Below are 21,679 nucleotides of genomic sequence, written 5' to 3'. Positions count from 1 at the left end.
TGGCCGGAAAAAGGAACATCCGATGCAACATCTTCTGAAAGATAGCGATCTGAACAAATCCCAGATCCTGGCACTGATCGCGCTGGGCAAGGCGGTCAAGGCGGATCCGAAAAAGTACGGCCAGGCGCTGGCGGGCAAGAGCGTGGTCACCCTGTTCGAGAAACCCTCCCTGCGCACCCGGGTCACCTTCGACATCGGCATCGCCCGCCTCGGTGGCCACAGCGTCTACCTGGATCAACAGAACGGCGCGCTCGGCAAACGGGAGTCGGTGAAGGATTTCGCCGCCAACCTGTCGCGCTGGTGTGATGCCATCGTCGCCCGGGTGTTCGATCACCAGACCCTGGTCGAACTGGCCGAACATGGCTCCGTGCCGGTGGTGAACAGCCTGTGCAACCTCTACCACCCCTGCCAGGGGCTGGCGGACTTCATGACCATCAGCGAGCAGTATGCGGATCTCTCGAAGGTGAAGCTCGCCTACCTCGGCGATGGCAACAACGTCAGCCACTCCCTGCTGCTGCTGGGGGCCACCCTGGGCACCGACGTGACCCTGGTCTGCCCCAAGGGCCACGGCCCTGATACCCAGATCTTCCTGCAGGCCCAGGCGCTGGCGGCCCAGTCCGGTTCGCACATCCACATCAGCGATGACGTGGGCGCCATCGAAGGTTTTGACGTGGTTTACACCGATACCTGGGTCTCCATGGGTGACAGCACACCAATGGAGCAGGTAAAAGATATCTTCATGCCTTATCAGATCAACCAGGCCCTGCTCGACCGCACCGGCATCCAGCATGTGCTGCATTGCCAGCCGGCGCACCGGGAGCTGGAGATCACCTCGGAGGTCATGGACGGACCAGCCTCCCTCATCATGGATGAGGCAGAAAACCGTATGCATATCCAGAATGCCGTGCTGCTGACCCTGCTGGGTCACAAGTAAGCCGGCGACCGACCCTGAATCAAACACCTTATCGAATCATCATGGAGAGAAGTAAATGAGCGGAATCAACAAGATCGTACTGGCTTACTCGGGCGGACTGGATACCTCGGCCATCATTCCCTGGCTGAAAGAGAACTACGATGCGGAGATCATCGCCTTCGTCGCCGACGTCGGTCAGGAGCGTGACGATCTGGACGGGATCGAGCAGAAGGCCATCGCCTCCGGTGCCACCAAGTGCATCGTCAAAGACTTGCGTGAAGAGTTCGTCAAAGAGTACGTCTATCCGACCCTGAAGACCGGCGCCGTCTACGAAGGTACCTACCTGCTGGGCACCTCCATGGCCCGTCCCATCATCGCCAAGGCCATGGTGGAAGCGGCCCTGGCGGAAGGCGCCGACGCCATCTCCCACGGCTGTACCGGCAAGGGCAACGATCAGGTGCGTTTCGAAGGCGCCGTGGCGGCCCTGGCCCCGCAGCTGAAGGTGATCGCCCCCTGGCGTCTGTGGGACATGCGCTCCCGGGAAGATCTGCTGGCCTATCTGGAAGCCCGCGACATCCCCTGCAAGGCGACCCTGAAGAAGATCTACAGCCGTGATGCCAACGCCTGGCACATCTCCACCGAGGGTGGCGAGCTGGAGAGCACCTGGAACGAGCCGTCCGAAGCGGTCTGGCAGTGGACTGTGCCGGCCGAGCAGGCACCGAACGAGCCGGAGTACGTCAAGCTGACCGTGGCTCAGGGCGAAGTGGTTGCCGTTGACGACCAGCCGCTGACCCCGCACCAGATCCTGACCACCCTGAACGAGCGTGCCGGCAAGCACGGCGTGGGCCGCATCGACATCACCGAGAACCGCATGGTGGGCATGAAGTCCCGTGGCTGCTACGAGACCCCGGGTGGCACCGTCATGGTCGCCGCACTGCGCGCCGTGGAAGAGCTGGTGCTGGACAGACCGACCCGCGCCTGGCGCGAGAAGCTGGGTGCCGAGTTCTCCCACCTGGTCTATGACGGTCGCTGGTTCACCCCGCTGTGCAAGGCCATTGTCGCCTCCGCCAACGCCATCGCCGAGGATCTCGACGGTGAAGTGGTGCTGAAGATGTACAAGGGTCAGGTCAGCGCGGTGCAGAAGAAGTCGCCGAACAGCCTCTACTCCGAAGACTTCGCCACCTTCGGCGCCGACGAGGTGTACGACCAGAGCCACGCCGAAGGGTTTATCCGTCTCTACACCCTGGCCAGCCGTATCCGCGCCATGAAGGAGCAACAGCAGGCGATCGGTGGTGATCACACCCACGGTTGAGCCCTGGCTTGACCCGCTGATACCGGTGAGGGGGCTTGGCCCCCTCACTTATAACAGGCGGGTAAGCAGCGGGTTGTGATGACAGCGGCAGCGCCTCGGCCGCGTCTGTGAGATAACAGGCTCGCAGATAAACAAGGCCAGATTTCAAGTTCGGCAGGCGCACTGGCGCCGCCGGCAACGCATTCAAGGAGAGCAGTATGGCACTTTGGGGTGGACGCTTCAGTCAGGGAGCCGATAGCAGGTTCAAGCAGTTCAACGATTCGCTGCGGTTCGATTACCGGCTGGCGGAGCAGGATATCCAGGGCTCCATGGCCTGGGCCAAGGCGCTGGTGAAAGTGGGCGTCTTGACCGCCGATGAGCAGGCGCAGTTGCAGCAGGCGATGGAGGTGCTGCTCGCCTCGGTGCAGCAGGATCCCCAGCAGATCTTGAGCTCGGATGCCGAAGACATCCACTCCTGGGTCGAGGGCAAGCTCATCGATGCCGTCGGCACCCTGGGCAAGAAGTTGCACACCGGCCGCTCGCGCAACGATCAGGTCGCCACCGATCTCAAGCTCTGGTGCAAGGCGCAGGGTGAGCTGCTGCTCGGCTCCATCACCGCCCTGCAACAGGGGCTGGTGGCCTCAGCGCGTGCCAATCAGGCCGCGGTGCTGCCCGGTTACACCCACCTGCAGCGGGCCCAGCCGGTCACCTTCGCCCACTGGGCGCTGGCCTATGTGGAGATGCTGGAGCGGGATCACTCCCGTCTGCAGGATGCACTGAAACGGCTCGACACCAGCCCGCTCGGCTGTGGCGCCCTGGCCGGCACCGCCTACGCCATCGACCGGGAGGTGCTGGCGCTGGACATGGGCTTTGCCGGGGCGACCCGCAACAGCCTGGATTCGGTCTCGGATCGGGATCACGTGGTGGAGCTGATGCATGTGGCGTCCCTCTCCATGACTCACCTGTCGCGCTTTGCCGAGGATCTCATCTTCTACAACACCGGCGAGGCGGGCTTCGTCGAGCTGTCCGATGCGGTCACCTCCGGCTCCTCCCTGATGCCCCAGAAGAAGAACCCGGACGCGCTTGAGCTGATCCGTGGCAAGACCGGTCGGGTGGTGGGCGCCCAGATGGGCATGCTGATGAGCCTCAAGGCGCTGCCGCTGGCCTACAACAAGGACATGCAGGAAGACAAGGAAGGGCTGTTCGATGCCCTCGACACCTGGCACGACTGCCTCGACATGGCGGCGCTGGTGCTGATCGATCTCAAGGTGAACGTCGAGCGCACCAAGGCGGCAGCGCAGGGCGGCTACGCCAACGCCACCGAGCTGGCGGACTATCTGGTGGTCAAGGGGATCCCTTTCCGCGAGGCGCACCATATCGTCGGTGAGGTGGTGGTCCACGCCATCGCGGTGAAGAAGCCGCTGGAGGAGCTGACGCTGGCCGAGTTCCAGCGCTTCAGCCCGGTGGTTGGCGAGGATGTCTATCCGAATCTGGAGCTGGAGGCGACCCTGGCCAAGCGGGTCGCCAAGGGCGGCGTCGCCCGCGAGCTGGTGGATGCGGCCCTCGGTGCCGCCGAACAGTGGCTGGCCAAGCGTAGCTGACGGCTGACCTGGATGAGAAAGAGAGGGCCCAGGCCCTCTTTTTTTATTCCTCGTTGGGCTATCGCGCGTCGCCTTCGAACGGGTGAGAATGGGCATCCAGCCTGGTGCCCTTGCACGGACGCACCACCACAGCACAAGGAGCCTGCATGTATCTGCCATCCCACTTCGCCGCCGCCGATCCCGAGGCGCTGCATCAGCTTGTTCGAGCCCATCCGTTGGGGGCCCTGGTCACCCATGGCGAGCAGGGGCTGGATGCCAATCACCTGCCGTTCGAGTTCGATGCCGGGGAGGGGGAACATGGCATCTTGCGCGCCCATGTGGCGCGCAACAACCCGCTCTGGCAGGAGGTGAAGGAGGGGGACGAGGTGCTGGTGATCTTCAAGGCGGTCGACGGCTATGTCTCCCCCAGCTGGTATCCGAGCAAGCAGGCACATCACCAGCAGGTGCCGACCTGGAACTATGCCGTAGTCCATGCCCACGGCCGTATCCGGGTGCGCGACGATGCCCGCTTCGTGCGCCGCCTGCTGGCGAGCCTGACCCGGGTCCATGAGGCCGCCGAGCCCGCGCCCTGGAAGATGGCGGATGCACCGAGAGACTATATCGAGGCCATGGTGCAGGCCGTGGTGGGCATAGAGATCGAGGTCAGCCAGCTGGTGGGCAAGTTCAAGCTGAGTCAGAACAAGGAGGAGGGGGACCGGCTGGGGGCCGTCGATGCTTTGCAGGCCAAGGGCCAGACGGCGCTGGCAGCGGCGATGCAACAGTCACCACTCTTGCCGCGATAGCGATAAATTCCACTATGTGGAGAGATAGTAAAACGGCAACCCATGGGTTGCCGTTGTTGATGGTGTGTCCGTTCAGAGCATCATTTGCCAGGTGGCTGGCGCCATAGCTTCCATTCCGCGACCAGCTATGGGGCTGGCTGCCTGGACTACAATTTCTTGCGCATCAATGCATTGGGGATCACGACGCTGCGGCGGACTGGATACCTTTTCTCCTCCACATGAAAGCCATGTAGTGCGAAGAAGGGTTCCGCCGTCTTGCTCACATCAGCCGTCAGTTCGCCAATACCCAATAACCTGGCCTCTTCATGAAGGCACATCATCAAGCGGGTGCCGACCCCTTGTCGTGCATGAGAGCCAGACACGAAAAAGTGGTCGATATAGCCATTGGGCTGAACGTCAGCATACCCGGCGATGTCACCATCAATTTCAGCGACAAAGGGGCGTAATGTCCTGATATGGTCAGCCCACAGCGTCGGGGAAATATCCTCGGGCGCCCATGCCTGAATTTGCTCCGCTGTGTAGTCTGCCGATGCAACTTCATGCACTGCCGATAAAAAAACCTTAAATAACGCGGCTTCATCCCCGATGTTGAATCGTCGAATTTTCATTGTTTTCTCTCTGGATAACGGAGACTGGGTGCCCGGCTCAAAGCTCCCTGAATGGCTTGAGCTTCTCCTGCTCCAACACGATGGCCTCCAGGTTGGCGACCCGCTCCTGTAGCTGCTTGATAACGAGATCCTGCTTGCCGAGGCGATCCGTGATGCGGGCATCCCCCAGCTGGTAGCGGGCGCGTTTGCCGAGGTAGCCGAACAGCACGCTGATAAAGACGATCAGGACTATGCCTGTCCACAGGGTCATAAGTGCCTCCTTGCTTTGAGCGGGATAACCCGCTGGTCTTGTTGTCTCATAGCGATCCCTTGGCGGCAATGCCCGCGCGGGCATTGCCAGGGGGTTGCCCGCTCAGATCCCCTGCCAGAGCGGCCGGCCGACCCAGAGCCCCCACAGGGTGAGGTGCAGCAGCACGATAAACCAGAACACCAGCCGGTAGCTGCCCTTCTGGGTCTTGTGGCGCAGCCAGTGACGGGCGACCAGGGCGCCGGGCCAGCCGCCGAGCAGCTCCAGCAGGTGTAGGCGGGATTCCGGGATGCGCCAGCCGCCACGGATGGCCTGGCGCTTGTCGTGGGCGTAGGCGAGCGCGGTGAGCAGGCTCATGGTGGTGACCAGGGCCAGCGGCCACCAGTTGGCGTCCTGGATGCCGAGCCAGGCGGTACCGATCAGAGGCAGCAGGGCCAGCAGCATCATGACAGCAGCGCCGGATCCCGGCTCTCATCCGGGTTGAGGGTGCGGATGACCTTGGCCGGGTTACCCACTGCCAGGGAGCCGGGTGGGGGGATGTCGCTCGGTCGGTTCATTGAATGGCCTCCGGATCCCTTGGCTCGTCCTGGCTCAGGGTGCGGATGACCCTGGCCGGGTTGCCCACGGCCAATGAGTCGGCGGGGATGTCGCGAGTCACCACGGCGCCGGCCCCTATGATGGAGCGTGGCCCTATGGTGACGCCGGGGCAGATGATGGCGCCGCCCCCGATCCAGCAGTCATCGCCGATGTGGACCGGCTTGTTGTAGGCGGTCCAGTTGCGGCGTTCCAGGTGGTTCATGCTGTGGGTGGCGGTGTAAATCTGCACGTTCGGGGCCAGCAGCACGTTGTTGCCGATGTGCACCTCGCCGACGTCCAGTATGGTGACGTTGAAGTTGAAGAAGGTCTTCTCGCCCAGATGGATGTTGCGGCCGAATTCGCAGATGAAGGGAGAGCTTATCCAGCAGGAGCTAGGGCACTGGCCGAACAGCTCGCCGCACAGGCGCTGGCGCGTCTCATGATCCCCCGCCGGGGTGGCGTTGAGGCTGGCCAGCAGGGCCTGGCCGCGAATGCGGTCGTTCGCTATCTCCTCGCTCTGGCTGTCCAGGGCGCCGCCCGCCAGTACCTTGTCCCAATCGCTTGCCATGCTCGTCTCTCCTCCTGTGCCAAGAGGCGCCAGTATACCCCTGTTGGCGGGGGCCGTCAGGAGCCCTTGGCCAGGTTTGGCCGCTCAGAGCAGGGGCAGGATCAGCAGCGCCGAGACCAGGTAGGGCAGCATGACCCGCATCCCCAGCCGGCGCCCTCCTATCACCAGGGCCAGCAGCCCCTTCACCAGGGAGTTGACCAGGCCGGCCAGCAGGATGCCTCTAGCCGCCACCTCCAGCGCCAGATCCTTGTGGGCGAGCTGGGAGAGGGAGAGCGTGATGGCGTCTACGTCGGTGATGCCGGAGACCAGCGCGAGCAAATAGACTCCGGAGTCGCCCACCCTGCTCTGCAGCAGGGTGGCCATGAAGCCGATCAGCGCCAGCAGCAGGCCGAACTTGATGGCGGTCGCGAGATCCAGCGGATTGCTGGTTTCCGGCTGCACCGGGCTGTCGCTCATCTCCTCGCGCTGGCGCCAGAACCAGAAGGCGAAGGCGTAGACGGTGGCGGCCAGCAGCAGCAGGGGGAGGGCGAGGCGCAGCGCCAGCTCGTTGTGGATCAGCAGCACCAGCACCAGCAAGCGCAGCCACATGGTGGCACCGGCCAGCAGTATGCCGGTGGCCAGCAGCCGCTCCAGCCCGGGCTGCGCCTTGTTGAGGCGGGCAAACTGCAGGGTGAGGGCGGTGGAGGAGGCGAGCCCCGCCAGCATGCTGGTGAGCACCAGCCCGGCGCGGGTGCCGAGCAGGCGCACCGCGAAGTGGCCCGAGAAGGAGATGCCGGCGATCACCACCACCATCAGCCAGATCTTGAAGGGGTTGAAGGCGTTGAGGGGGCCCATCTCGGCGTCGGGCAGCACCGGCAGCAGCACCAGGGAGATGAGCAGGAAGCGCAGGGTGGCGTGGAACTCGGCCTCGCTCAGGAACAGCATGCCCTGCTGGATCTTGCCCTTGAGCCCCATCAGCAGCGCCGCCAGCACGGCGCAGGCCACCGCCTCGCGCGGGCTGAGCAGCACCGACATCAGCCCCAGCAGGTAGGTGAGCACCATGGCCACCGAGCTGGTGAGGCCAAACTCCCCCTGCCAGCGCTGGGCCAGCCAGACCGAGAGGCCGCAGCCTGCCACCACCGCCAGCAGGCCGAGCAGCGGCAGCCAGGGGCCGAGGCCCGGCAGCAGCAGGGCGCAGACACCGCCGAGCAGGCCGATGAGGCCGTAGGTTCGCATCCCGGCGATGCGCTGGTTGTCCCCCAGCTGGCGCACCTGCCAGCCACGCTCCAGCCCGATGATGAGGCCGATGGCCAGTGACACCAGGGCGCCGTAGACGGGTTCGGCCTCGATCCACATGCTGCTCTCCTCTCATTGCTGTCCATGTCAGGATGGCACAGGCCACGCCGGTGCAGGGGGAGCCGGCTCACAGAGCGGGCGCGCGGGTCGCCGCTTTCCCACAGGCAAAAAAAGGCGCCACCCGAGGGGGACGCCTGAAAACCAAACCTTGCGGTTTGCGGACCAACGGAACCTGGACTCCACACACTTCACACTCAGCACTTCCTCATGGCAGGCTTAGCCCTGCCACTTGCCTCCTTCCACTATCACGTCGTTGGGATTTGTGTCGGCGCTCAACTTGTCGCGCACATACTGGTCGTAGAGTTTGAGCAGGTACTTCTCTTCCCCCAGCTTGGCGAGGCGCTCGTTGACCCAGTCACGCAGCTCGACATTGCCCTTCTTCACCGCCGGTGCTATGGGGTCTTCCGAGCCCAGCTTCTGGGGCAGCACCCGGTAGCCGGGGTTTTCCTTGGCCCAGCTGAACAAGACCAGATTGTCCTGGGCGTAGGCATCGCCCCGGCCCTGGGCCAGGGCTTGCAGGGATTCGCTGTTCTTCTCGAACTTGAGCAGCTTCCAGTCCGGGTGATTGCGGGTCAGCCAGATGTCGGCGGTGGTGCCGGTGGTGACGATCAGGGTCTTGCTCGCCAGATCGTCCAGCCCCTTGGCCGGGCTCCCTTCAGGTACCAGCACCTGCACCGCCACCCGCAGGTTCGGGTTGGTGAAGTCCACCACCTCGCGCCGCTCCGGGGTCACCGTCATGTTGGCGAGGATCAGATCCACCTTGTCGCTCTGCAGGAAGGGGATGCGGCTGGCGGGCTCGACCGCCACAAACTCGATCTTGTTCTCGTCCCCCAGCAGATCCTTGGCGAAACGGCGGCCGAGATCGGTGTCGAAGCCCACGTAGCGCCCCTGCTCATCCACGTAGCCGAAGGGCGGCTTGTCGGTGAAGACGCCGACGATCAGCTTGTCCCGCGCCTTGATCTTGTCGAGGGAACCGTCCGCCGCCTGGGCGGCGCCGCTGGCGATACCCAGCCCGATCAGGGCGCTCATTAGCACCGAGGTGATTTTTTTCATGCTGACTCCTTTCGTTTGATGACATCGGTATAAGAAAACTTGGCGAGGAACTGGCGCGCACGCGGGCTCCTGGGGTTGTCGAAGAACTGGCGGGGAGGGGCCTGCTCCAGGATCTGGCCCTCCTCCATGAAGAGGATGCGATCCGCCACCGCCCGGGCGAAGGCCAGCTCGTGGGTGACGATGAGCAGGGTCATGCCGCTGCCGGCGAGATCCCGGATCACCTCCAGCACCTCCTGCACCATCTCGGGATCGAGGGCGGCGGTGACCTCGTCAAACAGCATCACCTGGGGGTTCATGCACAGGGCCCGAACTATGGCGATGCGCTGCTGCTGACCGCCGGAGAGCTCGCGCGGATAGGCGTGGCGCCGCTGCCACAGGCCGATGCGGGTCAACAGCTGCTCCGCCTGCAGCAGGGCCTCCCCCCGCTCCCGTTGCTGCACCCGAACGGGGCCGAGCAGCACGTTCTCCAGCACCGTCAGGTTGGGGAACAGGTGATAGCTCTGGAACACCATGCCGATGCGCTGGCGCACTCGCTGCCAGTCGGTGCTTGCGTCCAGCCGCTGGCCGTCGAAGCGGATCTCGCCACCCTGGATGGGCTCGAGCCCGTTGAGGGTGCGCAGCAGGGTGCTCTTGCCGCAGCCGCTCGGCCCCAGGATGACGATCACCTCCCCGGCGGCCACCCTGAGGCTGACCCTGTCCAGCACGAGCCGCTGGCCAAATTGTTTGCTGACAGAACTCAGTTCAAGCAGAGGCGTCATACCGCATTACCCCATTTTTGTTCCAGCCGGCGGGAGGCCAGCGAGAGCGGATAGCAGACCGATAAGAAGAACAGAAACAGCAGGCCGTAGATGAGCAGCGAGGCGTAGGTGCGCTCGATGATCTGCTGGCCCACCTTGATCACCTCCACCACCCCGATCAGCACCGCCAGCGAGCTGGTCTTGATGATGCGGGTATGGATGTTGATGGTCGGCGGCGTCAGCCGCTGCAGCGCCTGGGGCAGCAGCACATGGCGATAGAGCTGCCAGCGGGAGAGCCCGAGCGCCAGCCCGGCCTCCTGCTGACCACGGGCCAAGGATCCCAGGCCGCCGCGCACCACTTCCCCCACCTCGCTGGCGCCCCAGAGGGAGAGCACCAGCACGGCGCACCAGAAGGCCGGGATGTCGAGGCCGAAGACGATGGGCAGCCCGAAGAAGAAGAGATAGAGCCACACCAGCACCGGCACCACCCGAAACAGCTCGAGATACAGCCGCAATACACCCTGGGTCAGTTTGTCCCCTTGCTGCGCCAGCACGCCGTAACCCAGGCCGCCGAGGGTGGCAAACAGGATGGCGAGCAGCGAGATGGCGAGGGTCTGGCCCGCGCCCACCGCCATCAGGGGCAAGGCCTGGCCCAGCAACTCAGAAACCGGAGTGGCCATCATGATCCCTCCTTTCCAATACATGCGGTGACGGCAGCGGCAGAAAGATCCGTGCCCACATCGGGATCCGCGCCTGCATCAGCGACTCAGTGACCGAACTGACCATATTGAACCCTCCTTTCCCATGCGTGCAGGGTGGACGATGGCAACGGCAGAAAGATCAGTGTCCATATCGGGATCCGCGCCTGCATCAGCGACTCAGTAACCGAACTGACCATGTTGCAGCCTCCTCTCCAACACACGCAGGGCGAGGGACAGTGGCAGGAAGATCAGCACGCACATCAGGGTCAGCACCGCCAGCATCTCGTAGGTCTTGTAGTAGAGGGCGATGTAGTTCTTGGTGGTGTAGAGCAGCTCCGGCACCGCCACCGCGGAGGCCACGGTCGTCTCTTTCAGCAGGAAGATGAAGTTTGCAAACAGCGCCGGCAGGCTGGCGAGCCAGGCCTGGGGCAGTTGCACGTGGCGCAGCAGCTGCCAGCGGGAGAGGCCGATGGCCTGGCCTGCTTCCAGCTGGCCCTGAGGCACCGCCTGCACCCCGGCCCGCAGCGCCTCGGTCAGGTAGCCGCCGCCGAGGAAGGTCATGGCGATCACCGCGGTGGCGAAACCGGACAGCGACAGGCCGAGCGCCGGCAGCCCGAAGTAGAGGAAGAACAGCTGGATCAACAGCGGGGTGTTGCGGGCCAGTTCCACATAAGCGCGGATCGCCGCGTTGAGCTGCGGCCTGTTCAGGCTGAGCAGCGTCAGGTTGAGCAGGGCCACCGTGAGCGAGGTGAGGATGACGAGGGCGCCGAGCTGCAGGGTGACCCAGACCGATTTGCCGAAGGCCGGCAGGGTGCCGAGGATGAAGGCCCAGTCGAAGGTCATGCGGGAATCCTCCCGTCGGAGCGCAGCCGCTGGGGCAGTACAGTGATGGCGTCCGGGTACTTGATGCCGGCGCCGGTGTTGAGCACCACCACCCGCTCGCCCCCCTGGATCCAGCCCGCCTCGCGCAACTGGCGGGCGGCGGCGAAGGCGGCCGCCCCTTCCGGGCAGACGAAGCTGCCCTCCTGGGAGGCGAGCTGGCGGATCTCCGCCTGGATGGCTCTGTCGTCCACGGCGATGGCGCAGCCCTGGGTGCGATAGAGGGCGTCGAGCACCAGAAAATCCCCCAGCGCCTTGGGCACATTGATGCCGAAGGCCAGGGTCTGGGAGTCGGGCCAGAAGCTCGACTCGCTGGCCCCCTGCTGCCAGGCCTGGACTATGGGGGCGCAGCCGCTCGCCTGCACCGCCACCAACCTGGGCAGGTCACCCTTGACCCAGCCCAGCTCCTGCAATTCCCGCAGCGCCTTGTAGATGCCGATGAGGCCGACCCCGCCGCCGGTGGGGTAGAGGATCACGTCCGGCAGCGTCCAGCCGAGCTGCTCGGCGATCTCCAGCCCCATGGTCTTCTTGCCCTCGATGCGGTAGGGCTCCTTCAGGGTGGAGGCGTCGAACAGGGACTGCTCCGCCACCGCCTGGGCCACCTGACGGCCGGCATCGCTGATGAGGCCGTCCACCAGGTAGAGGCGGGCCCCGGCCAGCGACGTCTCCAGCCGGGTGATGGCGGGGGCCGCCTGGGGCATGACGATGGTGCTGCGCAGGCCGGCACGGGCGCCGTAGAGCGCCCAGGCCGCGCCGGCATTGCCGTTGGTGGGCATGGCGAAATGGGTGACGCCGAGCTCGCGGGCGCGGGAGACGCCGACCGCGGCGCCGCGGGCCTTGAAGGAGCCGGTGGGGATGATGCTCTCATCCTTCATCCAGAGATCCGGGATGCCGATCTGCTTGCCCAGGGTGGGCAGCGGCAGCAGCGGGGTGAGCCCTTCCCCCAGGGTCACCACCTGGGCGGGGTCGCGCACCGGCAGCAGCTCGTGATAGCGCCACAGGCTGGCGGGGCGCCCCAGCAGGGCGGCCGGATGCCAGGCCTTCTTCAGGGCCTCGAGATCGTAGCTGGCCAGCAGCGGTGCCCCCACCCGGCTCAGTTGCTGGGGCTGGTCGGCATCAAAGATCTCGCCGGTCTTGCTGCAGCGCAGATGTGACAGATAGCTGTATGGCATGGGTTATCCTGAGCGGGTCGCTGTGGTCGGTCGGTGATGCCATCCTGTGACCCAAGTGCCGGATAACGAACAAAATAAAGCGGCTAACCTAAGCGAAAAAATTCATATGACTCCGCTCGAAACGAGGGGCTTTGGCATGGTGGCGGGCCGAGCACCCGCTGGGGGGTTGGGCCATCCGGCACTCTTTGTTAACCTGCCCGCCTCACCCGAACCGCAGGAAGTAGCATCGATGCGATCCATTGTCAGCCTGCTGGCCCTGTCACTGCTGAGTGCCTGCAGCGGCCAGTCGGACCCAACCCGAGAGGATGTCATGTCAGGGAAAGAACGCCTTCAGTACCCCGTCACCCGCCAGGGCGAGCAAGTGGATCACTACTTCGGTCAGGCCGTGGCCGATCCCTATCGCTGGCTGGAGGACGATCGCAGCCCCGAGACCGAGGCCTGGGTCAGGGCCCAGAACGCCGTGACTCAGGATTATCTCGCCCGCATTCCGTTCCGGGAGGCGATCAAGGCCAAGCTGGCGGCCTCCTGGAACTACGCCAAGGAGGGGGCGCCGTTTCGCGAGGGGCGCTATCACTACTTCTTCAAGAACGACGGCCTGCAGAATCAGAACGTGCTGTGGCGCCAGCAGGCGGGCAAGCCCGCCGAGGTGTTCCTCGATCCCAACCTGCTCAGCCCCGATGGCACCACGGCGCTGGATAAGCTGAGCTTCTCCCGGGATGGCAAGACCCTGGCCTATTCCCTGTCGCTGGCCGGCAGCGACTGGCGCGAGATCCACCTGATGGACGTGGAGAGCAAGCAGCCGCTGGAGACGCCCCTTAAGGATGTGAAGTTCAGCGGCATCAGCTGGCTCGGCGACGAGGGCTTCTTCTATTCGAGCTATGACAAGCCCGATGGCAGCGAGCTGTCGGCCCGGACGGATCGGCACAAGCTCTACTTCCATCGCCTCGGCACGGCGCAGGAAGAGGATCGGCTGGTGTTCGGCGCCATCCCGGCCCAGCAGCACCGCTACGTGGGGGCACGGGTGACCGAGGACGATCGCTACCTGCTCATCTCGGCGGCGGACTCCACCTCAGGCAACCGGCTCTATGTGAAGGATCTGACCCAGGACGGCGCCCCGCTGCTGACGGTGCAGGGGGATCTGGAGGCGGATGTGAACCTGGTGGATAACAGGGGCAGCACGCTCTACCTGCTGACCAACCGGGGGGCACCCAACGGCCGGCTGGTGACGGTGGATGCCAGCCAGCCCGGCCCGACCCACTGGCGTGACCTCATCCCCGAGCGCCCGCAGGTGCTGAGGGTGCACAGCGGCGCCGGCTACCTGTTTGCGGAGTACATGCGGGACGCCACCGCCCGGGTCGAGCAGTTCGACTATGACGGCAAGCGGGTACGGGAGATAGCGTTGCCTGGGCTCGGCAGCGTCAGCGGCTTCAACGGCAAGCGGGGCGATCCCGAGCTCTACTTCGGCTTCGAGAACTACGCCCAGCCGCCGACCCTCTACCAGTTCGAGCCCGGGAGCGGGGCCATCAGCCTGCATCGCGCCTCGGCGGCGCCCTTCAAGCCGGAGGACTATGTCTCCGAGCAGCGCTTCTACCAGAGCAAGGACGGCACCCGGGTGCCGCTCATCATCAGCTACCGCAAGGGGCTCAGGCTCGATGGCGGCAACCCCACCATCCTCTATGGCTACGGTGGTTTCGATGTGAGCCTGACCCCGAGCTTCAGCGTCTCGGTGGCGAACTGGCTGGATCTGGGGGGCGTCTACGCGGTGGCCAACCTGCGCGGCGGCGGCGAGTATGGCCAGGCCTGGCATCTGGCAGGCACCCGGCAGAACAAGCAGAACGTGTTCGACGACTTCATCGCGGCGGCAGAGTATTTGAAGGCCGAGGGCTACACCAGCACCGACAGGCTGGCCATCCGGGGCGGCTCCAACGGCGGCCTGCTGGTGGGCGCCGTCATGACCCAGCGCCCGGATCTGGTGCGGGTCGCCCTGCCGGCGGTGGGGGTGCTCGACATGTTGCGCTACCACAGCTTCACCGCCGGGGCGGGCTGGGCCTATGACTACGGCACCAGCGCCGACAGCGAGGCGATGTTCGACTACCTGAAGGGCTATTCGCCGCTGCACAACCTGCGCGAGGGGGTGAGCTACCCCTCGACCCTGGTGACCACGGCGGATCACGACGATCGGGTGGTGCCGGCCCACTCCTTCAAGTTTGCCGCCACCCTGCAGGCCGACAACGGCGGGCTCCATCCCCAGCTCATCCGCATCGAGACCAACGCCGGCCACGGCGCGGGCACCCCGGTGACCAAGTTGATCGAGCAGAGTGCGGATCTCTACGCCTTCACTCTCTATGAGATGGGCTACCGGCAGTTGCCTCGCCAACCATGACCAATGTGAGATGGACTACCGGCAGTTGCCGGTCAGCCCCTGATACTGGGCCCCGCGGGGCCCTTTTTTTATGATGGAGGCTGGCGGGCGCGACCATCCCTGTCTCGCCGGTTTCCCGTTTTGGGGCCGGTACAGCCTGCACCGCGCCGCCGATGGTATAGTCAGCCACAGGATCTGCATTGAGGAGTTCGTCGTGAAGAAGATCATCTACATACTGTTGGGGTTGGCACTGGCCGCCGTGGTGGCCATCGCCGCCCTGATCTCGCTGGTTGACCCCAACCAGTTCAAGCCCCAGCTGGCGGAGCAGGTCAGGAAGAACACCGGCCGCGAGCTGGTGATGGAGGGGGACATCGGCTGGCGTTTCTGGCCCAGCCTCGGCCTCTCCCTCGAGAAGGTGGCGCTGCGCAACCCGGCGGGCTTTGCCGAGCCGGATCTCATCCGCTTCGAGCAGGGGGACGCCTCGGTCGCCTTGCTGCCGCTGCTCTCCCACCGGCTGGAGATAGGGGCCGTGACCCTGAATGGCGCCCATCTGTTCATCCAGACCAGGGCCGATGGCAGCTCCAACCTGAGCGGCCTGATCAAGGATGCCGCGGCGCCGTCTGACAAGGCTGCCGCTCAGGGCGGCGAGAGCCCGGCCCCCGCGAGTGACGGCCAGCCCTGGCAGATCGATCTGCAGGGGGTGGTGCTGGAGCAGGCCAGCGCCCTGGTGCGGGACGATCGCAAGGGCACCGTCTCCCGCCTCGATCGCCTCGATCTCAGCCTGGGCAAGCTGACCCTGGGGCAGTGGGTACCGGTGACCCTGGCCGCCAAGGGGAGTCAGGGCCAACTCGCCTTCGATCTCAAGGGGCAGGGGGAGCTCAAGCCGGCCCGGGATACGCTGGCCAGCGCGCTCAAGGATCTGACCCTGAGCGGCAGCCTCAGCGAGCCGGGCCGGCGACTGGATAGCTTCACCCTCAAGGCCGATCGACTGGCGCTGGGGGAGTGGAGCAGCCTCAGTGTGAGCCTGAACGGCGGCCAGGGGGAAGGGGACAAACCGACCCTGACCGGTGCGCTGGAGGGAACCCTTAAGGCGCGGCTCGACAAGAATCTCAAGCTGGTAGAGCTGTCGGATGCGGTGCTCTCGGCCAATCTCAAGGGCGACGCCCTGCCACGCCCGCAGATGAACCTCAAGCTGGCGGGCTTCGCCCGCGCCGAGCTGGACAAGCAGAGGATCACCCTGAGCAAGCTGGTGGTGAGCGCCGATGAGGCACTGCTGAGCGGCGAGTCCGTGGTGCAGCTCGGGGCCCTGCCGAAGATCGAGTTCGATCTCAAGGGTGACAAGCTGGATCTCGACGCCTGGCTTGGCAAAGCGACCCCGGCCAAGACGGCATCTGCTCCTGCAACGACGGCTCCGGCTGCCCCGGTCGCGGCCGACAAGGCAGCCCCCGCCAAGGTGGATCAGGCGCTCTCGGCGGTGGAGCCGGACCTGAGCGCCCTCAGGCAGATCGATCTGGCCGGCCGGCTGCAACTGGGCAACCTGCGGGTGCGGGGGCTGGATCTCAGCGCCGTCGACCTGCAGCTGGTGCTGGCGGGCGGTCGGCTCGACCTCAAGCAGTTCAACGCCGGGGTGGCCGGTGGCCGGGTGAGCGCCAACGGGGTGATCGATGCCCGTCAGCAGCCCGTCAGCTATCAGGCCCACAAGCGGGTGCTGGGGGTGAATGTGCGCCCGCTGCTGCAGACCCTGGCCCAGAGCGATCTGCTGGAAGGCAAGGGCGATCTCGACGTGCAGGTGCAGGGCACCGGGCTGTCGCAACTGGCGTTGCGCAACCAGATGCAGGGCAAGATCAGCCTCAAGATGAGCGACGGCGCCCTGCACGGCATCAACCTGGCTGAGATGATCCGCGAGGCGAGGGCGACCCTGAAGGGACAGCGGGCCGAGCAGGTGAAGGAGGTGCGCAAGACCGACTTCAGCGACCTCAGCGCCAGCTTCCAGATAGCGAACGGCGTGGCCAGCAGCGATGACATCCAGCTCTCCGCCCCCGCCCTGCGGGTGAAGGGCCAGGGACAGAGCGCGCTGGTGCCCGAGAGCCTCGATTTCCTGTTCCTCACCTCTATCGTCGAGAGCAGCAAGGGCCAGGGCGGCAAGGCGGTGGATGAGCTCAACGACGTCACCATACCGGTGCGCATCGGCGGCCACTGGCGGGCACCCAGCTACCGGTTGGACGTGAAGGAGCTGCTCAGCAGCAACAAGGTGCTGGAGGACAAGGCGCGCAAGGAGGCCGAACGCGGTCTCAAGAAGCTGCTGGGGGACAAGGCCGACGATGAGCAGATCAAGGGGGTGGCGGATCAGCTGCTCAAGGGGCTGTTCAAGTAAGTTCACCGTCTCGGTGATCCTCATGAAAACGGGCCCATCGGGCCCGTTTTGTTTGGCCGGCCCTCATCCGACCAGGGAGAACGCGGCCCAGGCTCCCGGGGGAAATGGCCATAAAAAAACAGGCCGGCACCCTGCGCGGGTGCCGGCCATGACAAGAACGGCGTCATCCGCTTAACGGACCTTGCCCCCCTTGGAGTTGCACTCTTCCCGGGTCATGCTGCGAACGCTCTGGTCTTCGCAGGCACTCTGACCCTTGCAGCTGCTTGCCATCGAACACTGGACCTGATCTTCGCCATGTTGCCCCGTGTTGGCGGCCATCGCCGCGCCAGACAGGAGAACGGCCGCCATTGCCAGGGCGGCGCCAGCCAGACGGCTGATGGTGTTACCGGTTGCATGCATCTTCTACTCCTTGGACATTCCGGCACCCGGCCAGTCTTGGTCGAGTGTCCGTGTGACGTCATCTTGGTGAGGAGCGGACCTCCGACATTGCGCTCACGGAGGCTGTGACTCACGGATCCTGTTTACGATCCGGTTGGGCAACCGGATCATCCCGGACGGCATTGACGACGCGTATTCAACAAGACCGGCGCCACGGGCTTTTCCATTCATGGGAAAGGCGTCTTTTTTGAGCGGCGCGCGACCGGGCCCGGGAGGCCGTTGCAGTTGTCCGGCCATGGGGTAGTATCGGGGGCCAGCAACAGCGATGGGCAAGGAGGCGCGATGAACAGGAACGCATTGATCACCGGTGGCAGCAGGGGCATAGGGGCGGCGACGGCCCATCATCTGGCGGGGCAGGGCTACCGGCTCTGCATCAACTACCGGCAGCAGCGGGCGGCGGCCGAGGCGCTGGTGGCCGAGCTCCAGGCCCGCCACGGGGTGGCCTGCATCGCCGTGCAGGCGGACGTCAGCGTCGAGGCCGAGGTGGTGCGGCTGTTCGATGAGATGGACGCGAGACTGGGTATCATCACCCATCTGGTGAACAACGCCGGCATCTTGCAGCCACAGATGAAGGTGCTGGAGATGAGTGCCGAGCGCATCAACAAGACCCTGACCACCAATGTGACCAGCTGTTTCCTCTGCTGCCGCGAGGCGGTGCGCCGCATGGCCAGGGGTAGCGCCATCGTCAATGTCTCCTCGGCCGCCGCCCGCCTCGGCGCCGCGGGGGAATATGTCGACTATGCCGCCTCCAAGGGGGCCATCGACGTGTTGACCAAAGGCCTGTCGCTGGAGGTGGCGGCGCAGGGGATCCGGGTCAACGGGGTGCGGCCCGGCTTCATCCATACCGAGATGCATGCCGATGGGGGCGAGCCCGGTCGGGTGGAGCGGGTGAAGAACCAGATCCCGCTGCAGCGGGGTGGCCAGCCGGCCGAGGTGGCCGCCGCCATCGCCTGGCTGTTGTCGGACGAGGCCTCCTATGCCACCGGCACCATCATCGATCTGGCCGGTGGACGATAGGGGCAGGCCATGCAAGCAGAAGGGGCGCCGCGGCGCCCCTTCTCATTACTTCCCTGGCTACTCATTCCCCCAGCAGCTGTTGCCAGACGGCCAGCACATGGCCGCGCTCGGTCAGTAACTGGTCGTCCCCCACCTTGCGGGAGATCTCCGACAGGTTGAGGCGATGGCCGAGGTTGCGGATCTCCAGGTAGGCCTGCTTCAACCCCTCGGCCTGCTCCAGGCTGAGCACCCCCGCCAGCACGCACTCATCGAAGATGCGCACGTTATCGGACCAGCGGGTCAACGCGTCCGGCTCGCCGTTGGCATGGGCCAGCACCAGGTACTGGGCGATAAACTCTATGTCCACCATGCCGCCCGGGGACTGTTTGAGATCGAACTCCCCCTCGCCGGCCTTGAGCAGGTGATCCCGCATCTTGTGGCGCATCTCGCGCACCTCCCTGGCCAGGGTAGGGAGATCTCGCTCCTTGGCGAGCACGGCGCGGCGCACCCGGCCAAACTCGGCCTGGATGGCGTCGTCGCCGTAGATGGGGCGGGCCCGCACCAGCGCCTGGTGCTCCCAGGTCCAGGCGTCGTTCAGCTGGTACTGCTCGTAGGCGGCCAGGGACGAGACCAGCAGGCCGGCGTCGCCGGAGGGACGCAGCCGCATATCGATATCGTACAGGATGCCGGACGGGGTGCGGGTGCTGAACAGGTGCAGGATGCGCTGGGCCAGGCGCAGGTAGAACTGGCGGCTGTCGATGGACTTGGGCCCATCGGTGTAGCGGTTGGGATCGCCGCCGTGCAGGAACACCAGATCCAGATCCGAGCCGTAGCCGAGCTCGATGCCGCCGAGCTTGCCGTAGGCCACCACCGCGAAGCCGCGCTGGCCGCTCGCCGTCACCTCGGGCGGCACGCCGTAGCGTTCGCTCATCTGCAGCCAGGCCTGATTGACCACCTCTTCGGTGATCGCCTCCGCCAGCCAGGTGAGGTGATCGCTCACCTTCATCAACGGCAGGGCGCCGGCGATGTCGGCGGCGACGATGCGCAGCAGCTGCACCTGCTTGAACTGGCGCAGCGCCTCCATCTGCTGCTCCACGTCCTCCTCGGGGATGCGCAGCAGGAACTGGCGCAGCTGGGGCTTGTACTGATCCAGCGGGGTCGGGTGGTAGAGATGCTGGGGATCGAGCAGCTCGTCCAGCAAGATGGGGTAGCGGGCGAGCTGCTCGCTCACCAGGTGGCTGGCGTCACACAGCCGCACCAGCTGGCGCAGGGCGGCGGGGTTCTCCGCCAGCAGTTGCAGGTAGGCGCTGCGGGTGAAGATGCGGGTCAGCAGGGTGCAGACCCGCTCGAACAGCCGGGCCGGCGCCTGGCTCGCCACCACCAGTCGCAGCAGCTCCGGCATCAGCCAGTCCAGGGCGATCCGCCCCTGGGGACCGACCTGGCGGCGCCTGTACTCCTCCTTGAAACGCAGCAGGGCGGCGCAGAGCGGGGCCGGATCCTCGACCCCCTGGGCGGTCAGCAGTTGCTCCAGCTCACCGGCATCGAGCTCGGTGCGCCACAGATCGAGCCAGAGCTGCTCCAGGTGGGCCGGGGCCTCCTTCTCTTCCCCCACCACGGCGACGAACTCCTGGTGGACAGCGGCCATCTCCTCGTCCAGCCGGGCCATGAAGGCTTGCCAGTCATCAAGGCCCATGGCCGTGATCAGCCGCAGCCGATCCCGCTGCTCGGTGGGCAGGGTCTGGGTCTGCTGATCGCCTATCTCCTGCAGTATGTTCTCGACCCGGCGCAGGAAGCGGTAAGCCTCCAGCAGCCGCTGACAGCGCGTCTCCTCGAGTGCCCCGCTCTGGGCGATGGCGGCCAGCGCCTCGGGCAGGTGGCGTACCCGCAGGGCGGGTTCGCGGCCACCGCGGATGAGCTGCAGCGCCTGGGCGATGAACTCCACCTCGCGGATGCCGCCGGAGCCGAGCTTGATGTTGCCCTCCAGCCCCTTGCGGCGCACCTCGGCGGCGATCATCGCCTTCATCTGGCGCAGGCCGTCGATGACGCCAAAATCGATGTAGCGGCGAAACACGAAGGGGCGCAGCAGCTCGGTGAGGGCCTGGGCCTGCTCACACTGGGCGCCGAGTACCCGCGCCTTGACCATGGCGTAGCGTTCCCAGTTGCGGCCGTGGTGCTGGTAGTAATCCTCCATGGCGGCGAAGGAGATGGCCAGCGGCCCCGCCTCGCCGAACGGGCGCAGTCGCATGTCGACCCTGAACACCTGACCATCCTGGGTGGGCTGGTGCAGGGCGTTGATCAGCCGCTGGCCAAGCTTGATGAAGAACTGCTGATTGGCCAGCTCGCGCCGCCCGCCGACCGTGTAGCCGTTCTCCGGGAAGGTGAAGATGAGGTCGATGTCTGAGCTGAAGTTCAGCTCGCCGCCCCCCAGCTTGCCCATGCCGAGGATCAGCAGCGGCTGGGGATCGCCGTTGCCATCCATGGGGGTGCCGAGCTCAACGCACTGTCTGGCGTAGAGCCAGTCACGGGCGCCGCAGATGAGGGCATCCGCCAATTTAGTCAGATGAATAAAGCTCTCCTCCACCTCGGCCTGCCCCAGCAGCTCGCGCCAGGCGATCACCAGCATTCGGCTGCGTCTGAACTGGCGCAGCACGCGCTTGAGGGCCTCCTCGTCATGGACTTCGGCCAGCAGCACCGCCAACTCGGGCTGGTAGGCGGGCCAGCGCTCGCCGCACGCCAGATCTCCGGAGGCGAGGGTCTGTGCCAGCAGCTCCGGCTGCTTGATGAGGCTGTCGGAGACAAAGTCGGAGAGGCCGAGCAGGGTCAGCAGGGTCTGCTGCTCCACCGCGGGAAGATCGCCATAAACGGGGGCCAGATCGAGCAGCCGTTGCCACTGGCGCAGGGCCTGATCTTGCAAAATAGGGGGCAGAGCAGAGGGGAGAGAAGGTGAATGCTGGGCCACGGTTGCCGTCCTTGTGGTTAACGGATCTGCAGAGGGAATGAAAACGCCGGCAGCCAATCTACCATTGCCACGCCGGCCCGTCACAGG

19 protein-coding genes are annotated in these 21,679 nt (G+C 65.4%); 7 read left to right on the top strand and 12 right to left on the bottom strand.

Translation table 11 applies throughout. The features are described from left to right. The first annotated feature begins 22 nt into the window (after nucleotides 1-22). The 4 genes from KW825_RS12290 to KW825_RS12275 all read left to right on the top strand — a co-directional run bounded on the left by KW825_RS12290 (nucleotide 23) and on the right by KW825_RS12275 (nucleotide 4,587). A complete protein-coding gene (locus KW825_RS12290; protein ID WP_218329376.1) occupies nucleotides 23-934 on the top strand; it encodes an ornithine carbamoyltransferase in 912 nt (303 codons plus the stop codon). A gap of 55 nt (nucleotides 935-989) precedes the next feature. Further along, nucleotides 990-2,225 carry an argininosuccinate synthase gene (locus KW825_RS12285; protein ID WP_042653098.1) on the top strand — a complete coding sequence of 412 codons (1,236 nt, stop codon included), beginning with the start codon at nucleotides 990-992 and terminating at the stop codon, nucleotides 2,223-2,225. A gap of 197 nt (nucleotides 2,226-2,422) precedes the next feature. Next, nucleotides 2,423-3,805: an argininosuccinate lyase gene (gene argH, locus KW825_RS12280; protein WP_218329375.1), complete on the top strand. Its 1,383-nt coding sequence runs from the start codon at nucleotides 2,423-2,425 to the stop codon at nucleotides 3,803-3,805. Nucleotides 3,806-3,951: 146 nt separating this feature from the next. Then, the gene (locus KW825_RS12275; RefSeq protein WP_218329374.1) at nucleotides 3,952-4,587 is read left to right on the top strand and encodes an FMN-binding negative transcriptional regulator; all 636 of its coding nucleotides are present in this window, start codon (nucleotides 3,952-3,954) and stop codon (nucleotides 4,585-4,587) included. Between the two features lie 146 nt (nucleotides 4,588-4,733). On the opposite strand, the gene KW825_RS12270 is transcribed toward KW825_RS12275, so the two are convergent. The 10 genes from KW825_RS12270 to KW825_RS12220 all read right to left on the bottom strand — a co-directional run bounded on the left by KW825_RS12270 (nucleotide 4,734) and on the right by KW825_RS12220 (nucleotide 12,463). Then, nucleotides 4,734-5,195, bottom strand: a complete 462-nt coding sequence (locus KW825_RS12270) for a GNAT family N-acetyltransferase (RefSeq protein ID WP_218329373.1) — start codon at nucleotides 5,193-5,195, stop codon at nucleotides 4,734-4,736. 37 nt (nucleotides 5,196-5,232) lie between these two features. Continuing rightward, nucleotides 5,233-5,445 (bottom strand): hypothetical protein, encoded by a 213-nt coding sequence (locus tag KW825_RS12265; RefSeq protein ID WP_218291607.1) that lies wholly within the window; start codon nucleotides 5,443-5,445, stop codon nucleotides 5,233-5,235. A gap of 102 nt (nucleotides 5,446-5,547) precedes the next feature. After that, nucleotides 5,548-5,889: a DUF1294 domain-containing protein gene (locus KW825_RS12260; protein ID WP_042653093.1), complete on the bottom strand. Its 342-nt coding sequence runs from the start codon at nucleotides 5,887-5,889 to the stop codon at nucleotides 5,548-5,550. A gap of 106 nt (nucleotides 5,890-5,995) precedes the next feature. After that, nucleotides 5,996-6,586, bottom strand: a complete 591-nt coding sequence (locus tag KW825_RS12250; RefSeq protein ID WP_218329372.1) for a sugar O-acetyltransferase — start codon at nucleotides 6,584-6,586, stop codon at nucleotides 5,996-5,998. Between the two features lie 84 nt (nucleotides 6,587-6,670). After that, entirely contained in the window at nucleotides 6,671-7,921 is a 1,251-nt protein-coding gene (locus KW825_RS12245; protein ID WP_218329371.1) for an MgtC/SapB family protein, read from the bottom strand. 216 nt (nucleotides 7,922-8,137) lie between these two features. Then, the gene (locus tag KW825_RS12240; RefSeq protein ID WP_218291611.1) at nucleotides 8,138-8,974 is read right to left on the bottom strand and encodes a transporter substrate-binding domain-containing protein; all 837 of its coding nucleotides are present in this window, start codon (nucleotides 8,972-8,974) and stop codon (nucleotides 8,138-8,140) included. After that, nucleotides 8,971-9,732 (bottom strand): amino acid ABC transporter ATP-binding protein, encoded by a 762-nt coding sequence (locus KW825_RS12235; RefSeq protein ID WP_218329370.1) that lies wholly within the window; start codon nucleotides 9,730-9,732, stop codon nucleotides 8,971-8,973. Before KW825_RS12235 ends, KW825_RS12240 begins: the two co-directional genes overlap by 4 nt. Further along, on the bottom strand, nucleotides 9,729-10,391 hold the full coding sequence (locus KW825_RS12230) for an amino acid ABC transporter permease (RefSeq protein ID WP_218329480.1): 663 nt from the start codon (nucleotides 10,389-10,391) through the stop codon (nucleotides 9,729-9,731). The genes KW825_RS12235 and KW825_RS12230 overlap by 4 nt, the downstream gene beginning before the upstream one ends. Nucleotides 10,392-10,589: 198 nt before the next feature. Next, on the bottom strand, nucleotides 10,590-11,255 hold the full coding sequence (locus tag KW825_RS12225) for an amino acid ABC transporter permease (RefSeq protein WP_218329369.1): 666 nt from the start codon (nucleotides 11,253-11,255) through the stop codon (nucleotides 10,590-10,592). Continuing rightward, entirely contained in the window at nucleotides 11,252-12,463 is a 1,212-nt protein-coding gene (locus KW825_RS12220) for a threonine synthase (RefSeq protein ID WP_218291614.1), read from the bottom strand. Before KW825_RS12220 ends, KW825_RS12225 begins: the two co-directional genes overlap by 4 nt. A gap of 229 nt (nucleotides 12,464-12,692) precedes the next feature. Between KW825_RS12220 and KW825_RS12215 the strand changes: the two genes are divergently transcribed. Further along, the gene (locus tag KW825_RS12215; RefSeq protein WP_218329368.1) at nucleotides 12,693-14,846 is read left to right on the top strand and encodes a prolyl oligopeptidase family protein; all 2,154 of its coding nucleotides are present in this window, start codon (nucleotides 12,693-12,695) and stop codon (nucleotides 14,844-14,846) included. Between the two features lie 193 nt (nucleotides 14,847-15,039). Beyond that, nucleotides 15,040-17,199 carry an AsmA family protein gene (locus KW825_RS12210; RefSeq protein ID WP_218329367.1) on the top strand — a complete coding sequence of 720 codons (2,160 nt, stop codon included), beginning with the start codon at nucleotides 15,040-15,042 and terminating at the stop codon, nucleotides 17,197-17,199. Nucleotides 17,200-17,370: 171 nt separating this feature from the next. Here the strand turns inward: KW825_RS12210 and KW825_RS12205 are convergent, their stop codons facing one another. Continuing rightward, nucleotides 17,371-17,598 carry a hypothetical protein gene (locus KW825_RS12205; protein ID WP_218329366.1) on the bottom strand — a complete coding sequence of 76 codons (228 nt, stop codon included), beginning with the start codon at nucleotides 17,596-17,598 and terminating at the stop codon, nucleotides 17,371-17,373. A 321-nt stretch (nucleotides 17,599-17,919) separates the two neighbouring features. Between KW825_RS12205 and KW825_RS12200 the strand changes: the two genes are divergently transcribed. Beyond that, a complete protein-coding gene (locus KW825_RS12200; protein ID WP_218329365.1) occupies nucleotides 17,920-18,654 on the top strand; it encodes an SDR family oxidoreductase in 735 nt (244 codons plus the stop codon). A 61-nt stretch (nucleotides 18,655-18,715) separates the two neighbouring features. On the opposite strand, the gene glnE is transcribed toward KW825_RS12200, so the two are convergent. After that, nucleotides 18,716-21,592: a bifunctional [glutamate--ammonia ligase]-adenylyl-L-tyrosine phosphorylase/[glutamate--ammonia-ligase] adenylyltransferase gene (gene glnE, locus KW825_RS12195; protein WP_218329364.1), complete on the bottom strand. Its 2,877-nt coding sequence runs from the start codon at nucleotides 21,590-21,592 to the stop codon at nucleotides 18,716-18,718. Nucleotides 21,593-21,679: the final 87 nt, after the last annotated feature.

This window comes from Aeromonas sp. sif2433, assembly GCF_019218705.1.
Taxonomy (GTDB): Bacteria; Pseudomonadota; Gammaproteobacteria; order Enterobacterales; family Aeromonadaceae; genus Aeromonas; species Aeromonas encheleia.
This window is presented reverse-complemented; position numbering and strand designations above follow the sequence as displayed.

Coding starts and splice junctions, on each gene's coding strand:
- KW825_RS12290 (WP_218329376.1), top strand. CDS start 23: ATGCAACATCTTCTGAAAGATAGCGATCTGAACAAATCCCAGATCCTG.
- KW825_RS12285 (WP_042653098.1), top strand. CDS start 990: ATGAGCGGAATCAACAAGATCGTACTGGCTTACTCGGGCGGACTGGAT.
- argH (WP_218329375.1), top strand. CDS start 2,423: ATGGCACTTTGGGGTGGACGCTTCAGTCAGGGAGCCGATAGCAGGTTC.
- KW825_RS12275 (WP_218329374.1), top strand. CDS start 3,952: ATGTATCTGCCATCCCACTTCGCCGCCGCCGATCCCGAGGCGCTGCAT.
- KW825_RS12270 (WP_218329373.1), bottom strand. CDS start 5,195: ATGAAAATTCGACGATTCAACATCGGGGATGAAGCCGCGTTATTTAAG.
- KW825_RS12265 (WP_218291607.1), bottom strand. CDS start 5,445: ATGACCCTGTGGACAGGCATAGTCCTGATCGTCTTTATCAGCGTGCTG.
- KW825_RS12260 (WP_042653093.1), bottom strand. CDS start 5,889: ATGATGCTGCTGGCCCTGCTGCCTCTGATCGGTACCGCCTGGCTCGGC.
- KW825_RS12250 (WP_218329372.1), bottom strand. CDS start 6,586: ATGGCAAGCGATTGGGACAAGGTACTGGCGGGCGGCGCCCTGGACAGC.
- KW825_RS12245 (WP_218329371.1), bottom strand. CDS start 7,921: ATGTGGATCGAGGCCGAACCCGTCTACGGCGCCCTGGTGTCACTGGCC.
- KW825_RS12240 (WP_218291611.1), bottom strand. CDS start 8,974: ATGAAAAAAATCACCTCGGTGCTAATGAGCGCCCTGATCGGGCTGGGT.
- KW825_RS12235 (WP_218329370.1), bottom strand. CDS start 9,732: ATGACGCCTCTGCTTGAACTGAGTTCTGTCAGCAAACAATTTGGCCAG.
- KW825_RS12230 (WP_218329480.1), bottom strand. CDS start 10,391: ATGGCCACTCCGGTTTCTGAGTTGCTGGGCCAGGCCTTGCCCCTGATG.
- KW825_RS12225 (WP_218329369.1), bottom strand. CDS start 11,255: ATGACCTTCGACTGGGCCTTCATCCTCGGCACCCTGCCGGCCTTCGGC.
- KW825_RS12220 (WP_218291614.1), bottom strand. CDS start 12,463: ATGCCATACAGCTATCTGTCACATCTGCGCTGCAGCAAGACCGGCGAG.
- KW825_RS12215 (WP_218329368.1), top strand. CDS start 12,693: ATGCGATCCATTGTCAGCCTGCTGGCCCTGTCACTGCTGAGTGCCTGC.
- KW825_RS12205 (WP_218329366.1), bottom strand. CDS start 17,598: ATGCATGCAACCGGTAACACCATCAGCCGTCTGGCTGGCGCCGCCCTG.
- KW825_RS12200 (WP_218329365.1), top strand. CDS start 17,920: ATGAACAGGAACGCATTGATCACCGGTGGCAGCAGGGGCATAGGGGCG.